At 70.0% G+C, this 18400-nt stretch carries 11 protein-coding genes; 8 read left to right on the forward strand and 3 right to left on the reverse strand.

Annotated features, from left to right (window positions below; all coding sequences use genetic code 11):
- The first annotated feature begins 16 nt into the window (after positions 1-16).
- Entirely contained in the window at positions 17-382 is a 366-nt protein-coding gene (locus V5F61_RS00165; protein WP_394103993.1) for an ArsR/SmtB family transcription factor, read from the forward strand.
- A gap of 5 nt (positions 383-387) precedes the next feature.
- A complete protein-coding gene (locus tag V5F61_RS00170) occupies positions 388-2379 on the forward strand; it encodes an ABCB family ABC transporter ATP-binding protein/permease (protein ID WP_393986852.1) in 1992 nt (663 codons plus the stop codon).
- Positions 2380-2464: 85 nt separating this feature from the next.
- Here the strand turns inward: V5F61_RS00170 and V5F61_RS00175 are convergent, their stop codons facing one another.
- The gene (locus V5F61_RS00175; RefSeq protein ID WP_393986853.1) at positions 2465-2854 is read right to left on the reverse strand and encodes a COG4315 family predicted lipoprotein; all 390 of its coding nucleotides are present in this window, start codon (positions 2852-2854) and stop codon (positions 2465-2467) included.
- A gap of 228 nt (positions 2855-3082) precedes the next feature.
- Here V5F61_RS00175 and V5F61_RS00180 point away from each other — a divergent pair, with 228 nt between their 5' ends.
- The 6 genes from V5F61_RS00180 to V5F61_RS00205 all read left to right on the forward strand — a co-directional run bounded on the left by V5F61_RS00180 (position 3083) and on the right by V5F61_RS00205 (position 14082).
- The gene (locus tag V5F61_RS00180) at positions 3083-4648 is read left to right on the forward strand and encodes a Do family serine endopeptidase (protein ID WP_393986854.1); all 1566 of its coding nucleotides are present in this window, start codon (positions 3083-3085) and stop codon (positions 4646-4648) included.
- Positions 4649-4932: 284 nt separating this feature from the next.
- Positions 4933-5649 carry a winged helix-turn-helix domain-containing protein gene (locus V5F61_RS00185; RefSeq protein WP_393986855.1) on the forward strand — a complete coding sequence of 239 codons (717 nt, stop codon included), beginning with the start codon at positions 4933-4935 and terminating at the stop codon, positions 5647-5649.
- A complete protein-coding gene (locus tag V5F61_RS00190; RefSeq protein ID WP_393986856.1) occupies positions 5646-7136 on the forward strand; it encodes an ATP-binding protein in 1491 nt (496 codons plus the stop codon). The genes V5F61_RS00185 and V5F61_RS00190 overlap by 4 nt, the downstream gene beginning before the upstream one ends.
- A gap of 120 nt (positions 7137-7256) precedes the next feature.
- Positions 7257-10241, forward strand: a complete 2985-nt coding sequence (locus V5F61_RS00195; RefSeq protein WP_393986857.1) for a bifunctional [glutamine synthetase] adenylyltransferase/[glutamine synthetase]-adenylyl-L-tyrosine phosphorylase — start codon at positions 7257-7259, stop codon at positions 10239-10241.
- 201 nt (positions 10242-10442) lie between these two features.
- Positions 10443-13154, forward strand: coding sequence for an HAD-IC family P-type ATPase (locus V5F61_RS00200; protein ID WP_393986858.1), 2712 nt, complete (start codon positions 10443-10445; stop codon positions 13152-13154).
- Between the two features lie 43 nt (positions 13155-13197).
- Positions 13198-14082, forward strand: a complete 885-nt coding sequence (locus V5F61_RS00205) for a universal stress protein (RefSeq protein ID WP_393986859.1) — start codon at positions 13198-13200, stop codon at positions 14080-14082.
- A gap of 235 nt (positions 14083-14317) precedes the next feature.
- On the opposite strand, the gene V5F61_RS00210 is transcribed toward V5F61_RS00205, so the two are convergent.
- Both V5F61_RS00210 and V5F61_RS00215 read right to left on the reverse strand, forming a co-directional pair.
- Entirely contained in the window at positions 14318-15979 is a 1662-nt protein-coding gene (locus V5F61_RS00210; protein WP_393986860.1) for a serine hydrolase, read from the reverse strand.
- A 32-nt stretch (positions 15980-16011) separates the two neighbouring features.
- The gene (locus tag V5F61_RS00215; RefSeq protein WP_393986861.1) at positions 16012-18360 is read right to left on the reverse strand and encodes a sensor histidine kinase; all 2349 of its coding nucleotides are present in this window, start codon (positions 18358-18360) and stop codon (positions 16012-16014) included.
- Positions 18361-18400 lie beyond the last annotated feature (40 nt).

Raw genomic sequence — 18400 nt, forward strand, 5'->3', positions numbered from 1 at the left:
AGTGCCGAGACGCGCGTTGACCCTGCCGCCCACAACCTCCCCCGCCGATGGGGAGGACCTTTCTCCCGCCGCCCTCGACGCTTTGGCCGAGCGCCTGCGCGCGCTCGCGCATCCCGCGCGGCTCATGGTGCTGCAGACGCTGGCGCGCGCGGACCGCTGCGTGTGCGGGCAGATCGTGCGCGGCCTGCCGCTGGCGCAATCCACCGTTTCCCAGCACCTGAAGGTGCTGGGTGATGCGGGCCTCATCCGCAGCCGCGCGGAAGGCGCGCGCATCAGCTATTGCCTCGACCGCGCCGCGCTGCGCGCGCTGCGGGCCGAGATCGAGACCGTGTTCGACACGCTCCTCCCCGAGGACGCGGCCGACCCCACGGCGGAAGGTTAGGCTTCATGTCAGACGGTTCAAAGGTTACCCGCCCCGGAGCAAGCGGCTCCGGTGCTTCCGGCCGGCCCGCGCCCGCCCCCGCGGGCGAGCGGATGCTCGGCACCCTCTCCCACCTGTGGCCCTACCTGTGGCCGCGGGACCGGGCCGATCTGCGCGCGCGCGTGGTCGTCACGATGGTGCTGCTGTTCGGCTCCAAGGGCGCCACCATGGTGGTGCCGTTCGTGTTCAAATGGGCGACCGACGCCCTGAGCGCGGAGGCCAACGGGGCCCCTGTCCCCTCCGGCTGGGCCTATATTCTGGCGGCTCCGGTGGCGCTGACGCTGGCCTACGGCCTCGCCCGCATCGTCATGGCGGCCATCACGCAATTGCGCGACGGCATCTTCGCCAAGGTGGCGCTCCACGCGGTGCGCAAGCTGGCGCTGGAGACCTTCCGGCACATGCATGACCTGTCCCTGCGCTTCCACCTGGAGCGCAAGACGGGCGGGCTCACGCGCGTGCTGGAGCGTGCGCGCAACGGCATCGAGACCATCGTGCGCATGGCGGTGCTGCAGCTCGCGCCCACCATCGTCGAGCTGGTGATGGTGCTGGGCGTGCTGCTGTTCGCCTTCGACTGGCGCTATGTGGTGGTGGTGACGCTCACCATCGCGGCCTATGCGGTCTTCACCTACCGGGCGAGCGAGTGGCGCCTCTCCATCCGCAAGGAGATGAACGACAGCGACACCGAAGCCAACACCAAGGCGGTGGACAGCCTGCTCAATTACGAGACGGTGAAGTATTTCGGCGCCGAGCGCTGGGAGAACGCCCGCTACGACCGTTCCATGGCCCGCTACGAGACGGCGACCGTCCACACCTACACCTCCCTTGCGTGGCTGAATGCGGGGCAGGCGGTCATTTATTCCATCGGCCTCGCCATCATCATGGTGATGTGCGTGTTCGACATCCGCGCCGGGCGGCAGACCGTGGGCTCGTTCGTCATGATCAACGTCATGATGCTGCAGCTCTACGTGCCGCTGAACTTCCTCGGCTTCATCTATCGCGAGATCAAGCAGGCGCTCCTGGATATCGAGGCCATGTTCCAGGTGCTGGCGCGTGATCCGGAGATCCGCGACCGACCCGGCGCACCGGGCCTCGCGGTGCGCGGCGGCACGGTGCGGTTCGAGGACGTGCGCTTCTCCTACGAGGCGGGGCGGGAGATCCTGAAGGGCGTCTCGTTCGAGGTGCCGGCGGGGCGCACCCTGGCCATCGTCGGCGCGTCCGGCGCCGGCAAGAGTACGCTCTCGCGCCTCCTGTTCCGTTTCTACGACGTCTCCTCCGGCCGCATCCTCATCGATGGGCAGGACATCCGCGACGTCACGCAATCCTCTCTGCGCGCCGCCATCGGCATGGTGCCGCAGGACACGGTGCTGTTCAACGACACCATCGCCTACAACATCCGCTACGGCCGCCAGGATGCCGCCGAGGCGGAGGTGGAGGAGGCGGCGCGGCTTGCCAGGATCGACGATTTCATCCGCTCCCTGCCCAAGGGCTACAGGACCGAGGTAGGCGAGCGCGGCCTGAAGCTCTCCGGCGGCGAGAAGCAGCGCGTGGCCATCGCCCGCACGCTGCTGAAGGCGCCGCCCATCCTGGTGCTGGACGAGGCCACCTCCGCCCTCGACAGCCACACCGAGCGCGATATCCAGGAGGCGCTCGACAAGGTCTCCGAGGGCCGCACCACGCTGGTCATCGCCCATCGCCTCTCCACGGTGGTCGGGGCTGACGAGATCCTGGTGATGGCCGACGGGCAGGTGGCCGAGCGCGGCACCCATGCGGCGCTGCTCGCCCATGGCGGCCTCTACGCCGACCTGTGGCGACGCCAGCAGGAGGCCGAGGAGGCGGCCGCGCCGGCTCCCGCCGAAGAGGCCTTGCCCGCCTCCGGCGGCGCAGCCAGCCTGGACCCCGCGCGGCTGGAGGACGCCGAGGAAGACTACCAGGACAACGCCTCCCGCGCGGTCGGCTGACACCGGGGGTGCGCGCGCCCTTTCTCGTGGGCCGCTACTCAGGTCCGAGCGGCGCCGACGGCGTGAAGCGCGGCGCTGCCCGGTCTTAAGGGCGCGCCATGCTCCAGGCGCCGTCAAGGGCGCCGTCTCCGCTCATGTCGCCGGGCTTCATGTCCTTGCCGAAATGGTACAGGGGCTTGCCCTTGTAGGCCCACTGGGTGCTGCCGTCGTCACGGGTGACGACGCTCCACGGGCCCATGGGCTTGGCGTCCATCCCCGCCTTCAGGGGCGGCCAGGCGGCGGCACAGGGCCCGGTGCAGGCGGACTTGCCCGGCATGTCGCGGGAGAAGACATAGAGCGTCATGCCGGACGCGTCGGCCAGGGTCTTGCCCTTGGCCGTCTCCATGATCATGGCGGGCTCGGCGGCGTGGGCGGGTACGGCCGGCAGAAGCGCAAGCCAGAAGGCCGTGGCGGCGGCAGCGAGGGCGGGGCGCATGGCGTTTTTACCTCCCGGCTCTGGTCCCGGCGGGCGAGCCGGAACGCGTTCTGGCCGTTGAACGCCGGGCGGCCGTGCGCGTTCCAGAAAGGCAGGCTCACGGCCGTGTGAGCGACATTACCGAACCGTAATCCCGTCGCCAGGGAACCGTAAGGCTGGGGACCCTACCTTCACCCTCGAACCTGCCGCTGGGCAGGGCACCCGATGGAAGAAGTGAGACCCGATCGCATGACCCGCTCTGACAAGACCTCCTCCGTGACGAAGCGCCGTCGCCAGGCCCTGCTCGCCGGCGTGTTCGGCCTCGCGGTCGCCGGCATGGTGGCCGGCGAGTTCCTGCCGGGCACCGCGACTCCCGCCCTCGCGCAGATCACCACCAGCCAGCCGGCCGGCACCTTCTCGTTCGCCGATATCGTAGAGAAGGTTTCGCCCGCGGTCGTTTCCGTGAAGGTGAAGAAGGACGGCGATCAGGTGGCCATGAGCGACGGCGACCTGGGCGGCGGCAACATCCCGCCCCAGATCGAGCAGTTCATGAAGCGCTTCGGCTTCGGCGAAGGCCGTGGCCCGAACGGCCCGATGGGTCCCAACGGCCCGATGGGTCCGCGCGGTCATCGCGGCCCGGGCGGCGAGCGCCCGGTGGTGGGCCAGGGCTCCGGCTTCATCATTTCCGCCGACGGCTATGTGGTGACCAACAACCACGTGGTCGATGGCGCCGACGAGGTGGACGTGACCACCACCGACGGCAAGGAGCATGTGGCCAAGGTGATCGGCACCGATCCGCGCACCGACGTCGCCCTGCTGAAGATCAACGACGCCAAGGACCTGCCCTGGGTGAAGCTGGCCGATACCGCGCCCCGCGTGGGTGACTGGGTGATCGCGGTGGGCAACCCGTTCGGCCTCGGCGGCACGGTCACCGCCGGCATCGTCTCCGCGCGCGGCCGCGACATCGGCTCGGGCCCTTACGACGACTTCATCCAGATCGACGCGCCCATCAACCGGGGCAATTCCGGCGGCCCGACCTTCTCGCTGAACGGCGAGGTGATCGGCATGAACACCGCCATCGTCTCTCCCTCGGGCGGCAACGTGGGTATCGCCTTCGCCATCCCCTCCGAGACCGTGAAGACGGTGGTGAACCAGCTGCGCGAGAGCGGCTCGGTGGCCCGCGGCTACATCGGCGTCCAGATCCAGCCGGTGACCGAGGAGCTTGCCTCCGGCCTGGGCATCAAGGAGACCGAGGGCGCCCTGGTGGCGCAGGTGCAGCCGAACAGCCCCGGCTCCAAGGCGGGCCTGAAGGCCGGCGACGTGATCGTCAAGCTCAACGGCGAGGCGATCAAGGATGCCCGCGACCTCACCCGCAAGGTGGGCATGATGAAGCCGGGCGCAGAGGTGCAGCTTGCCGTCATCCGCGACGCCAAGCCTGTCACGGTGTCGGTGAAGCTCGACCAGCTCCCCAACGAGCAGGTCGCCCGCGCCGACAAGGGTAACGAGGACGCCGCCGGCAAGGACATGCCGCGCCTCGGCCTGCAGCTCGCCCCCGCCAAGGGCGTGGATGGCGCTGGAGACGAGGGCGTGGTGGTCACCGGCGTCGATCCGAATGGCCCCGCTGCGGCCCGTGGCTTCCGCACCGGCGACGTGATCCTGAAGGTGGGCGACAAGGCCGTCTCCACCCCCAAGGATGTGCGCGACGGCCTCGCGGCCGCCAAGGCCGATGGCCGCAAGGCCGTGCTGGTCCAGGTGAAGAGCGAGCAGGGCGTGCGCTTCGTCGCCATCACCCTGGACACCAAGGCCAAGGGCTGACGCACCGAGGGCTGAGGCATCGAATCCCGGGTCGGCGCAGACCGGCCCGGTGCGAGCCGACCGGCGGAGCATCGCCCCAGCCCCCCGCTCCGCCGGTCGGTCCCCTTCCGGCGCCACAGCCGACGTGTCCCCAGCCCCCGAGCGTCGGCCGGTGCTGCAGGCGCGGGAAGCTTCAGAAGGCTTCCCGCGCCTTCGTTTTTGGCGCGCCGCGCGCCGCTTCGTCCCGTGCTCCGCTCCTGGTCCGGCGGCCGGTCCCCTTTCGCTCCAAATCGCTCTAGAGTGACATGAACGCGAATCTCGATCCGGATACACTCAACGCCATGCGCCTCCTCCTTGTCGAGGACGACCGCGACGCCGCCGAATATCTCCGCAAGGCCTTCCGCGAGGCCGGGCACGTGGTGGACCACGCGGCGGACGGCGAGGAGGGGCTCGCCCTCGCGCTCGCCGACAAATACGACGTGCTGGTGGTGGACCGCATGCTGCCCCTGCGCGACGGCCTCTCCCTGGTGGCGGAGCTGCGCGGGCGCGGCCACGCGACGCCGGTGCTCATCCTTTCCGCCCTCGGGCAGGTGGACGACCGGGTGCAGGGCCTGCGCGCCGGCGGAGATGATTACCTGCCCAAGCCCTACGCCTTCACCGAGCTGCTGGCGCGGGTGGAGGCGCTGGCCCGCCGCGGCGGGCCGCAGGCCACCGACACCGTCTACAAGGTGGCGGACCTGGAGCTGGACCGGCTCGCCCACCGCGTCACGCGCGGCGGTAAGGAGATCCCGCTCCAGCCGCGCGAATTCCGCCTTCTGGAATATCTCATGCGCCACGCGGGGCAGGTGGTGACCCGCACCATGCTGCTCGAAAACGTGTGGGACTACCATTTCGACCCGCAGACCAACGTCATCGACGTGCATGTTTCTCGGCTGCGCTCGAAGGTGGACAAGGGCTTCGAGGTGCCGCTGATCCACACGGTGCGCGGCGCCGGCTACATGGTGCGGGCGGGGCTGGCGTGAACGCCGCGGGGCGCACGGGCGTCGTGGCCGGGCGCGTGATCGGCGGTTTCGCCCATCTCGCGCGGCTGGTGCGCACCACGGCCTTCAAGTTGCTGGCGGCCTATCTCGCCGTGTTCGCGCTGTTCGCGGTTTCCGTCATCGGCTACACCGCGTGGCACACCCGCGAGCTGATCCAGAATCAGGTGGCCGACAATCTCGACCGCGAGGTGCGGTTCCTGGCGGAGCAGTACCAGGTCGGCGGTATCCAGCGGCTCGTCTATGTGATCGACCGGCGCTCCCGGCGGCCGGGCTCGTCCATCTACGTGCTGGCCAATTTCCAGGGCGAGGTGCTCGCCGCCAACGTCTCCGACCTCTCCCTCAGCCTGCTGAACGAGGCCGGCACCCGCTTCACCACCTATGACCGGCAGGAGGACAGCGGCGCCACGCGCAGCCATGTCGCATTCGTGCAGGTGTTCATCCTGCCCGGTGGCTACCGCCTGCTGGTGGGCCGCGACATCGAGGAGCGCGACACCCTGCGTGACCTCGTGGCGCGGCCGGCGCAATGGGCGGTGGTGCTCATCGTGGTGCTGGGGCTCGCCGGAGGGGTGTTCGTCACCCGCCGCGTGTTGAAGCGTATCGACGCGATGACCGCTACCGCCGAGACCATCATGGCCGGCGACCTCTCCGGGCGGCTCGCGGTGGCCGGTACGGGTGACGAGTTCGACCGCCTTGCCCACTCCCTCAACGCCATGCTGGAGCGTATCGAGGCGCTGATGCAGGGTCTGAAGGACGTCTCGGACAACATCGCCCACGACCTGAAGACGCCTCTCACCCGCCTGCGCAATCGCGCCGAGGAGGCCCTGCGCACCGCCCGCACCGAGGACGAGTGGCGCGCCGCGCTCGATACCACCATCGAGGAGAGCGAGGGGCTCATCCGCACCTTCGACGCCTTGCTCATGATCGCCCGCGCCGAGGCCGGGCAGGCGCGTGACAACATGACGGATGTGGACCTTGCCGATCTCGCCGGGAACGTGGCCGAGCTTTATGAACCGCTGGCGGACGAGCAGGGCCTCGACCTCACGGTGGCGCTGGAGCCGGTGACGGTGCACGGGATGCGCGAGCTGCTGGCGCAGGCCCTCTCCAACCTCATCGACAACGCCATCAAATATGGCCGCCCTGTCGGCGGCGGGCGTGGGCGCATCGCCATCGGCCTCTCCCGCGAGGGTGGGGAGGCGTTGCTCAAGGTGGCCGATTGCGGGCCCGGCATTCCGGCCGGCGACCGGGAGCGGGTGGTGGAGCGATTCGTGCGCCTGGAAGCGAGCCGGACGCGGCCGGGCTCCGGGCTCGGCTTGTCGCTGGTGTCGGCGGTGGCGCGCCTGCACGGCGGCGCGCTCGCCTTCGCCGACAACGGGCCGGGGCTCGTGGCCGTGCTGCGCCTGCCGGCGCGGCCGGCCATCGCTCCGGATGCAGGCGGGGATGCGGCGGGGGAACCGGCCAGCCGGCGTTAACCCGGATCGGTCACAAAGGGCGGGGACCGGCCGGCGAATCGGCCGCCTCGGCGCGGCGGCGGTCCCGAGCTTTCTGTAGGGGCTTGCGCATTGCGCGTCCCCGTGCCTTTAGGTCATTCCATGCGCGCGCCCCAAGCTCCGGACCACGTATCGGATTCGTCCGAAGGACCCGTTCTCGCCGTGATGATGCGGGAGGCGCCGGTCGTCCGTGACGCGGCGGCCGCGATGATTCGCCTGTCCCATGCCCTGGAGCGGCTGTCGCCCGAGGAGGGTGCCGTGCTGGAGGGGCTGTTCGCGGCCGGGCCAGCGGCGCGCGACGTGGCGCTGGGCGTGGCCGAGGGCTCGCCCTTCCTGCTGGAGCTGATCCGGTCCGAGCCCACCCGGCTGCTGCGCACGCTGGGCACCGCGCCTGATGTCCATCTCGCGCGCCTTGTCGCGGACTGCGCTGAGGCCTGCCTCACTGCGGCCGACGAGGCGCAGGCCATGCGCGCGCTGCGGCGCATGCGCAGCGAGGCGGCGCTGCTCATCGCGCTCGCCGACATGGGCGGCGCTTTCGATCTCGTGGCCGTCACCGCGGCCTTGAGCGAGGTGGCCGACGCCGCCGTGCGCGGCGCCCTCGATTTCCTGCTGGCGGAAGCCGCCCGCGCCGGCCGCATCCTGCCGGCGGATCCCGCGCGCCCGGCCCACGGCTGTGGCCTCGCGGTGATCGCCATGGGCAAGCACGGCGCCCGCGAGCTCAATTATTCCAGCGACATCGACCTGATCGTCGTCTACGACCGCGACCTCGCCCCCCTGGCGGAGGATGTTTCCGCCTCGCCCTTCTTCGTGAAGGTCACCAAGGGGCTGGTGCGCATGCTGCAGGAGCGCACCGGAGACGGCTACGTGCTGCGGGTGGACCTGCGCCTGCGGCCCGATCCCGGCTCCACCCAGGTCGCGCTCTCCATCAACGCCGCGCTCGACTATTACGAGCGCGAGGGCGCCACCTGGGAGCGCGCCGCCTATATCAAGGCCCGCCCCGTGGCCGGCGATCTCGACCTCGGCCGGCGCTACCTGTCCGATCTGTTGCCCTTCGTGTGGCGGCGGGTGCTGGACTTCCAGGCCATCGCCGATGTCCACGCCATGAAGCGCGAGATCCACGCCTTCCGCGGCCATGACGTGGTGGCGGTGGAAGGGCACAATGTGAAGCTCGGGCGCGGCGGCATCCGCGAGATCGAGTTCTTCGTGCAGACCCAGCAGCTCATCGCCGGCGGCCGCGACCCCCTGCTGCGCACCTCGCGCACGCTGGAGGCGCTGGAGGCGTTGACCGAGCACCGCTGGATCGCGCCCAAGGTGCGTGACCAGCTGACGGAGGCCTATCTCTTCCTGCGCCGGGTGGAGCACCGCATCCAGATGGTGGCGGACGCTCAGACCCACGAACTGCCCGAGAGCCGGGAGGCCATGGAGGGCTTCGCCCGCTTCATGGGTTATGCGGACCGCGACGCCTTCGCCGCCGCGCTCGTGGAGCGGCTCCAGTGCGTGCAGGGCCACTACGCCCAGTTGTTCGAGGACGCGCCGCCCCCGGCCGTGCTGGACGCGGCGCTGGTGTTTCCGCCGCATGAGAACGACCGCCCGACCCTCGCGGCCCTGGCGCGCCTCGGCTTCCGAGATCCGGCTGCGGCGAGCGGCATCGTGCGCGGCTGGCTCGCCGGCGTGCCCCGCGCGCTGAAGGGCGAGACGGCGCGCATGCATCTCGCGCGCATCGTGCCGCTGCTGCTGGAATCGCTGGCGCGGGGCGGCGATCCGGATGGCGCCCTCATCGCCGCAGACCGTTTCCTCACCGATCTTTCCGGCCCGCACCTGCTGACGGCGCTCGACCGCCACCTGGACCTGGTGCGCCTGTTCGCCACCATCCTTACCGCCGCCCCGCGCCTCGGCGAGACCCTGGCGCGGCGCCCCTCCCTCGCCGACGCGCTGCTCGATCCCGCCTTCTTCGACGTGCTGCCCGATGCGCGCAGCCTGGAGGTCCACCTCGACAGCCTGCTGGATTCCGCGGACACCGAGGAGGAGCAGTTCGACCGCGCGCGGCGCTTCCGCCAGGAGCAGCATGTGCTCATCGGCGTGCGCATCGCCTCCGGCACCCTGCCGGCCGCCCGCGCGGGCGAGGCCTATGCCCGCCTTGCCGAGGTCATCATCCGGGCCCTGCACCGCCGGGTGTGGGCGCGCTTCACCGAGGCGCACGGCCATATCGCGGGCGGGCGCACGGCGGTGCTTGCCATGGGTAAGCTGGGCGGGCGGGAGATGACCGCCGGCTCCGACCTCGACCTGATCGTGCTCTACGACTACGACGCCGATGCCGACCCCACCTCCGACGGCGGACGGCCGCTGCAGGGCGCACAATATTTCGCGCGCTTCACCCAGCGGCTGGTGACGGCGCTCACCTCCCTCACCAATGCCGGCAAGCTCTATGAGGTGGACCTGAGGCTGCGCCCCTCCGGCCGCTCGGGGCCGCTGGCCACGCGGCTCGTCTCCTTCGCCACCTACCAGCGCGAGGAAGCCTGGACCTGGGAGCACATGGCGCTCACCCGCGCCCGCGTGATCGCCTCCGACGAGGATTTCCGCGTCCGCGTGGAGGAGGTCATCTGCGCCGTGATGCGCCAGCCGCGCGACCGGCGCACCCTGGCCCGCGACATCCTGGACATGCGCCGCGCCATCGCCGCCGAGAAGGGCGAGGACGACCGCTGGAACCTGAAGCACGCCGCCGGCGGGCAGGTGGACGTGGAGTTCCTCGCGCAATACCTCGTGCTGGCCCACGCCCACGCGCACCCGGAGATCGTGGATTCCGCCACCGCGCGCATCCTCGCCCATGCGGAGCGGCTCGATCTCCTGGAGGCGGAGGATGCCCATGTGCTCATCCGCGCCTGCCGGCTCTATCAGGACATGACGCAGGTGCTGCGCCTCGCCGTGGACGCCCACGTGGTGCCGGCGGACGCGAGCCCGGCGCTCAAGGCCCTGCTCGCCCGCGCGGGCGAGATGCCGGATTTCGCGACGCTGGAAGCCTATCTCGCCGAGACCCAGCAGAAGGTGCGCGCCATCTTCGAGCGCATCCTCCAGGCCGGCGCGGCCTGAGCCGCGGCATCCGCGCGCGAGCTGGGGGACGAAGCGCCGCGCCGCCGATGGCTTGCGCTGACCACGCCTGCGTATCTATCTTATTCCGCAGCGTAAGCTTGATGGAGATCAAGCAACGCGGCGCGGTGAGCGCGTCATGCTCGCCTTGTGATCCCTTTGCGGGGGCTGATGCCATTGACCGTGACAGATCAGGACCGGCACTTGGAAGCTCATTCCGGCCCCGAGATCGAGAAACGCGACTGGCACGCGTGCTCCCATACGGAGATTTTCACTGCGCTCGATACGTCCGCGGCCGGAATTTCCCATGCGGAGGCCCGCCGCCGCCTGGATGTCTACGGCGTCAACGCTCTGCCTGAGGCGGCCGCGCGCCATCCCCTCTTCCGTTTCCTCACCCAGTTCAACAACGCGCTCATCTATTTCCTGCTCGCCTCGGCCGTGGCGGCGATGGCGCTGGGGCACACCATCGACGCGGTGGTCATCGTCGCCGTGGTGACGGTGAACGCGATCGTCGGCTTCATCCAGGAAGGCAAGGCCGAGCAGGCGCTCAGCGCCATCCGCGACATGATCGCCCCCCACGCCGCCGTGGTGCGCGACGGGGTGCGCACCACCATCCCCGTGAAGGAGCTGGTGCCGGGCGATCTGGTGCTGGTGGAGGCGGGCGACCGGGTGCCGGCCGACCTGCGGCTGGTGCGCGCGCGCAACCTGCTGGTGGACGAGGCCATGCTGACAGGCGAATCGGTGACAGCCGAGAAGCACGACGCACCCGTGCCGGTGGAAGCCTCGCTCGGCGACCGCGCCTGCATGGCCTTTTCCGGCACGCTGGTGGCGGCGGGGCAGGGGGCGGGGGTCGCGGTGGCCACCGGCCGCCATACGCAGATCGGCCGCATCAGTACCCTCATCGCCAAGGTGGAGCCGCTCACCACGCCGCTGCTGCGGCAGATCAACAGCTTCGGGCGCGGCTTCACGGTGGTGGCCTTCCTCGCGTCGGCGGCACTGTTCGCGTTCGCGGTGCTGGCGCGCGGCTATGACTGGGTGGATGCCCTCATCGCCGTGGTGGCGCTTGCGGTGGGCGCCATACCGGAAGGGCTGCCCGCGGTCATCACCATCACGCTCGCCATCGGCGTGCGGCGCATGGCGTCGCGCAATGCGGTCATCCGCCGCCTGCCGGCAGTGGAGACCCTGGGCGCCACCTCCATCATCTGCTCCGACAAGACCGGCACCCTCACCCGCAACGAGATGACGGCGCGCCGGCTCGTCACCGCCACCCACCACCTGGAGGTGGGCGGCTCCGGCTATGCCCCCGTGGGCGCCTTCACTGCCGTCGGCTCCGATGACGACGTGGCGGCGCTGGAGGCGGCGGAAGAGCTCATCCGCTGCGGCCTGCTGTGCAACGATGCCGTTCTCGCCGAGGCGGGCGGGCACTGGCGCGTGAACGGCGACCCCATGGAGGGGGCGCTCGTGAGCCTCGCGGCGAAGGCGGGGCTCGACCCCGCCCACCTGCGCGCCGAGTGGCCGCGGGAGGATGAGATCCCCTTCGATGCCCAGTATCGTTTCATGGCGAGCCGCCATGGCCGCCCCCGGGGCGGGGCAGTGCTGTTCGTGAAAGGCGCCCCCGAGGCGCTGCTCGCCCGCAGCCGAGCCCAGGCCGGCGCGTCTGGCCCCGAGCCGCTCGATGTCCCGCGCTGGAACGAGGAGATCGCGCGCGCGGCACGCGAGGGCGAGCGGGTGCTGGGCTTCGCCGTGAAGATCCTCGGCCCGGATGCCGGCGGGGGGCTCAGCTTCGACGAGGTGGAGGACCTGTGTTTCCTCGGCCTCGTGGGCTTCATCGATCCGCCGCGGCCGGAGGTCATCCGCGCCATCGCCGAATGCCGCTCGGCCGGCATCGCGGTGAAGATGATCACCGGTGACCACGCCGCCACCGCCGCCGCCATCGCCGGCCAGCTTGGGCTTTCCGAGCGGCTGGAGGTGGCCACCGGAGTCGATGTGGATGCCGCCTCTGACGAGGCGCTGAAGGTACTCGCCACCCGCGCCAGCGTGTTCGCCCGCACCAGCCCGGAGCACAAGCTGCGCATCGTGCGCGCCCTGCAGTCCACCGGCGCCGTGGTGGCCATGACCGGCGACGGGGTGAACGACGCGCCGGCCCTGAAGCAGGCGGATGTGGGCGTCGCCATGGGCGTGAAGGGCACGGAGGCCGCTAAGGAAGCCTCTGAGATGGTGCTTCTGGACGACAACTTCGTCTCCATCGTCTCGGCGGTACACGAGGGACGCACGGTCTATGACAATGTGCGCAAGGTGATCTCCTGGACGCTGCCGACCAACGGGGGCGAAGTGCTGGCGGTCATCGCCGCCATCCTGTTCGGCTTCGTCATGCCCATGTCGGCGGCGCAGATATTGTGGATCAACCTCATTCTCACCATCACGCTCGGGCTGGTGCTGGCCTTCGAGCCGTCGGAGCCGAACGTGATGCGCCGGCCGCCGCGACGGGCGGATGCGCCCCTGCTCTCGCCGTTCCTGCTGTGGCGGGTGGTGTTCGTCTCGGTGCTGTTCACGGCAGGCACGCTCGGCGTGTTCTTCCACGCTCTGGCCGAGGGACGGGATCTCGCCACCGCGCGCACACTGGTCGTGAACACCATCGTGGTGCTGGAGATCTTCTATCTCTTCAACGTGCGCTTCATGCACATGAGCACCCTCACATGGCGCGGGGCCCTGGGCACGCCGGCGGTCCTGCTGGCGCTGGCGGCGGTGGTGGTGGCGCAGCTCGCCTTCACCTATCTGCCGGCCATGCATGAGCTGTTCGGCACGAAGCCGGTGACGCTCGCAGATGGGTTGATCATCATCGCCCTGGGGGTGATCTTCATGGCCGTGCTTGAGGCGGAAAAAGCCGTGCTGCGCCGCTTCGGCGTGGCGGATTGAGCGCTTGCGGAGCGCCAGGACAGGGGTTTTGAGGGTGAGCGACATGACGCAACAGGACACACCGCGCCGCATCCTGCTCGCGACCGATCTCAGCGCGCGCTGTGACCGGGCGATGGACCGGGCGCTGGCGATCGCCGCGGCCTGGGGCGCGGAGCTGGTGGTGGTCCACGCCCTCGATGCCTGCGCCCCGCGCCCCGGCACAGCTGCCGAGCGGGACCTGCCATCCTGGCAGCGTGGGCCCGAGCCGGCGCGGATCGTCGCCGAATCCCTGCGGGAGGACCTCAAGGGCGCGCCCGTGCCGGTCTCCTTCGTGGTGGAGCCGGGAGACCCGGTCGAGCTGATCCTGAAGGCGGCGGCGGAGCACGCCTGCGGCCTCATCGTCACCGCCGTGGCGCGGGACGAGATCCTGGGCCGGTTCCTGCTCGGCGCCACGGTGGACAAGGTGCTGCGCCGCGCCCAGGCGCCGGTGCTCATCGTGCGCCAGCGGCCGCGCCACCCCTATGCGGGCATCGTGGTGGCGGCGGATGTCTCACCGGCCTCGCGCGCCGCGCTGCGCCGCACCGTCGCCTTCTTTCCTGATACGCCCTTTCACGTGTTCCACGCCTTCGATCCGCCCCTTGACGGCCTGCTCAGCGATCCCACGGGCTACCGGGAGGCATTCGGGGAACTGGCGGCGCGGGACCTGGAGGCGTTCCTGGCGAAGTCCGGCATTGCGGCGGGCCATGTCATCGACGTGCTGGTGGAGCGCGGAAACCCGGCCCAGCTCATCCAGCAATATGTGACCGCCTTCCACGCCGATCTCGTGGTGCTCGGCACCGATGGGAAGGGCGCGCTGCTGGAGCTGCTGGTGGGCTCTACGGCCAAGTCAGTGCTCGACGGCCTGACGTGCGACGCCCTGGTGGTGCCGACGGCGGCCGATCCCGAGTAACGCAGGGCCGCCGCTTCAATGCGCGTCGGCGCGCCTCCCCGCGTTCGATGAGGAGGGGGAGGCGCTGCCCGCTATCGCGCAAGCGCCGTTCTTGGTCTGACAGCCGGCATCCGCTCCACCGGGGAGCAATTCATGCCTTCGGCGTCGATCCCCGACCGGGGGCGAGCGGATTCAGCCAAGCGCAGTGCGACCTTGGCCGAAGGCCCGTGAGTTAGGTCCACAGGCCTTCGAGGGATCAGTTGTGCCGCTTCGCCTTCGGTGATTTTTCGGGGCGGGCGGCGGGTTGGCGCGTAAAGGTGCCGAGGCCGTTCTCGTTGAAAAACTCCACGGTCATGGCGGAGGCGGTCTTTCCCTTCAGAGTGAAGGTGACTTCCGAGAGGGTGCCGGGGGGGGCGCTTTCTCCCGTGGGGGCATAGGTGAAGACGCCACCGCTCCAGTGGCCGAGGGTGGCGACCACCGGCTTCGGTCCCACCGTGAGCACCAGGTGCCCATCCTCCACCCGCACGGTGGCGGGCCCGAAATAGGGGCTTGCATAGGAGCCGGCATAGTCCTCGAGCTTGCCGGCCGGTTCCGGTGTCGCTGGCGCCGGCAGCCCGGTGAGGGCGCCCAGGGGCTGGTAGAGCGGTGCCATCAGCGCCGTATAGGCGGCGAACCAGTCGCGGGTGATGGAGCCGAACTGCACGTAGTCCATGAACTGCATGGAGAGCGCCTCGGCCGCGCCCACCGGCTGTGCATTGGTGAGCACGGCGATGCCGATCTTCTCGGACGGCAGCATGGCGAAGGTGGTGCCGGCCCCCAGAATGAAGGCGCCCGAGTGGGAGAGCTCGACGCGTCCGGACGGCGCGACCGACACGTTGAAGCCGTGGCCGTAGAAACCCGCCCGTGCGCTGCTGGTCGGCGAGGGCGCGGACACCATCTGCGCCGTGATCGCCGGCAGCAGGGCGGCGGCGGGCACGACCTGCTGCCCCTCGTAGGCTCCGTTGCCGAGCACGAAGGCGAGCCAGCGCCCCATGTCGCGCGCAGAGGAGCTCACGCCGCCGGCGGGGGACTGGGCGTCCGGCTGGCGCTGATATTTGGCGACGAAGGCGCCGTTATCGCGCACGTGGGGCACCGCGCGGTTGGCGCGGGCGATGTAATCGGAGAAGCGGGACGACGTGGCGCTCATGCCCAGCGGCTTGTAGAGCATCTCGTCCGACAGCGTCGCCCAGTCCTTGCCGGAAGCGGCCGCGACGCCCTCGGCGGCGGCGGTCAGGCCAAAGTTGGTGTAGGCGTAGGTGACGCGGAACGGCGCCAGAGGCAGCAGCTTCAGCCGCTCCAGGATCTGCCGGCGATCGAAGCCCAGGTCCTCCAGCTCGTCGCCCGCATGGTCGGGCAGGCCGGAGCGGTGGGTGTAGAGATCGGCCACCGTCACGTGCTCGCCCACCCAGGGGTCCTTCAGGGAGAACCAGGGCAGGAGCTTGCGCAGCGGCGTGTCCCAGGTGACGACGCCTGCTCCCACCTGGTGCGCCACCACGCCGGCGCCGACGGCCTTGGAGAGGGAGGCGAGCTGAAACACCGTATCGCCGTCCACGGTCTCGGGCTTGCCCACCTCGCGCACGCCGAAGCCCTTGAGGTAGACGGTCTTGCCGTCGCGCACCACCACCACCGCCATGCCGGGAATGCCGGAGCGCTTCATGAGCGCGGCGGCGAAATCGTCGAGCTTGGCGATGGCGGCCTCGACCTGCCCCTTGGGGATGCCGAGGGCCACCGTCTCCGAGGGTGGAAGCTTGGGATCGATGGCGAGCGCGGTCTCGGCGCGGGCGGCCGGTGTGGCCAGGGCGGCGGCGCAGGCGCCGGTGAGGAGCGCCACGCGCAGGCGGCTCGGGCGGACAAGGCGGAAAAGCGCAAGCAAGTTCATTGTGCGACCCTGTGGCTGCTCCACCGTGCCGATCACATGACCGCGGCGAGCTTCGGCGTCTCGTTGGAATTGGCGGCGCGTCCGCTCACCGGCAGGCGGACGATGACGGCGGTGCCCATGCCCTCGGCGGAGCGGATGCGCATGGCCCCGCCGTGCAGCTCCACCAGCGATTTTGCGATGGCGAGGCCGAGGCCGGAGCCCTTGTGGGTCTTGGTGAACTGGCTTTCCACCTGCTCGAACGGGCGGCCGATGCGCGCCAGCGCCTCGCGGGCGATGCCGATGCCGCTGTCCTCGATGGCGACCACCGCCGCCGAGCCATTGATGCGCGCGCGCACCGAGATCTTGCCGCCCTCGGGCGTGAACTTCACGGCATTGGAGAGCAGGTTCAGGAGGATCTGCTTCAGCGCCCGGCGGTCGCCCTTGATGTGGAGGTTCTCGCCGGGGGCCACCGTCATGGCGATGCCCTTTTCGTCGGCGTTGACCGCGGTGACGCGCATGGCATCGGCGATGATCTCGTCGAGCGCCACGTCCTCCACCTCGAGCTGCATGCGGCCGGCTTCGATCTTCGACATGTCGAGGATGTCGTTGATGACGTCCAGGAGGTAGGTGCCGGAGCCTTTGATGTCGGTGCAGTATTCGGCGTACTTGGGCGAGCCGAGCGGGCCGAACATCCCGCTTTCCATGATCTCCGAGAAGCCGATGATGGCGTTGAGCGGCGTGCGCAGCTCATGCGACATGTTGGCGAGGAACTCGCTCTTGGCGCGGTTGGCGTCCTCGGCCTTGTTGCGCTCTTCCGAATACTTTTCCGCGAGCTCGGCGAGCTGCTGGGCCTGGTGTTCCAGGGTCTGCTGGGATTTGCGCAGGTCCGTCACCAGCGCCATCAGGCGCTTCTCATTGTCCATGAGGCGCTCCTCGTGGCGCTTCATGGTGGTGATGTCGGTGCCCACGGAGACGTAGCCGCCATCCTTGGTGCGGCGCTCGGCGATCTTCAGCCAGCGGCCATTGGAGAGCTGGGCCTCGAAAGCGCGCGAGCCTTCCTCCGGCTTGTCCTCTGGCTTCAAAGGGGTGCGGGTGACGGGGTGGCGACCGACGGAGGCGATAACCTCGAACGGGGTGCCGGCCTGAATGGCATCGTCCGGCAGCTCGTGCAGCGACTGGAACTTCGAGTTGCAGAGCACGAGGCGGTTCTGGCTGTCCCACAGCACGAATGCCTCGGAGATGCTCTCGATGGCGTCGCGCAGGCGCATGTCCGCGGTCACCGTGCGCTCGGCCATGTGCTGCGCCTCGGTGACGTCCATGGCGATGCCGATGAGGTGAGGGCCATCCTCGCCCGCCTGTTGCACAACCTCGGCGCGCATGCGCAGCCACACATAGTCGCTGCGCGCGGTGCGCATGCGGAACACGCGGTCCACGGCGGCGCCGGGCCGGTCTGCGAGATCCTTCGCCAGCTCGTAGAGGTCCACGTCGTCCGGGTGCACCAGCCGGGCGATGTCGCCGAAGGACAGCAGCTCGTCCTTCCGCTCCAGGCCCAGGATCTCGAACATGGTGTCGGACCAGTACATGCGTCCGCGGGCCATGTCCCAGTCCCACATGCCGCAGCGGCCGCGGTTGAGCGCGGTGTCAATGCGCCGGCGCACGGTGTCGTAGATGTGGTCTGCCTCCCGCGCGCGGCTCGCCTGCCAGTGGAAGGAGAAGCCGAGGATGAGCAGGACGGCGCCGGTGGTGGTGAAAAGCGTGATGGTCAGCGTCGTCGTGTCCGCCCAGGCGGCGAGCGCCTGCGACATGGGCTGGACATAGACGATCTGGCCGAGCGGGCCTTTCAGGTTGCGCACCGTGGCGAGTGCGCTCTGGCCGCTGGGTTCGCGCTGCGCGCCGGCCATTTCGGCACCCATGGGCACCTCCAGCACGCCGGCGCGTTCGGCGAAGATAACGAGGGGCTGGGTGGGGTCCAGGAGGTCGGCGAGGGTTGCCGGCGGGTTGGCCATGGGCGGGGCGCTGGCGACGATGCGTCCGCTCGCGTCGGTCACGTAGACCCGGCGGCCGGAATCGGTGGCGCGGGGCGGCAGGCTCTCGGCGAGCGCCTGGGGCGCGCGATCGAGAGTGCTGCCCATGTGCTGGGAGAGGCTTTCGGCGGTGGCGAGGGCGAGCAGCGCCAGATCGTCCTTGGCGTTGTCGACCACGGTGAGGCGGTGGCTGTGCACCTGCACCACCGCGCCGGCGCCGATGACCACCAGGAAGGTGACGATGAGGGCAGGCACGATCCGCCGCAGGACCGGCTCGGCATCGAGCAGGCGCTGGTAGGCAGGGCGCGCGATCGACCTCGCCAGACCTCGAATGGCTTGGTCGCGCGCGCCTACGCTCGCAGCGTTGGCGCGTGCCATCGCCGGTCTCCTCCGGGTCATTCGGAAGGCTTGGGCGGCC

This window comes from Xanthobacter sediminis, assembly GCF_043195015.1.
Classification (GTDB): Bacteria; Pseudomonadota; Alphaproteobacteria; order Rhizobiales; family Xanthobacteraceae; genus Xanthobacter.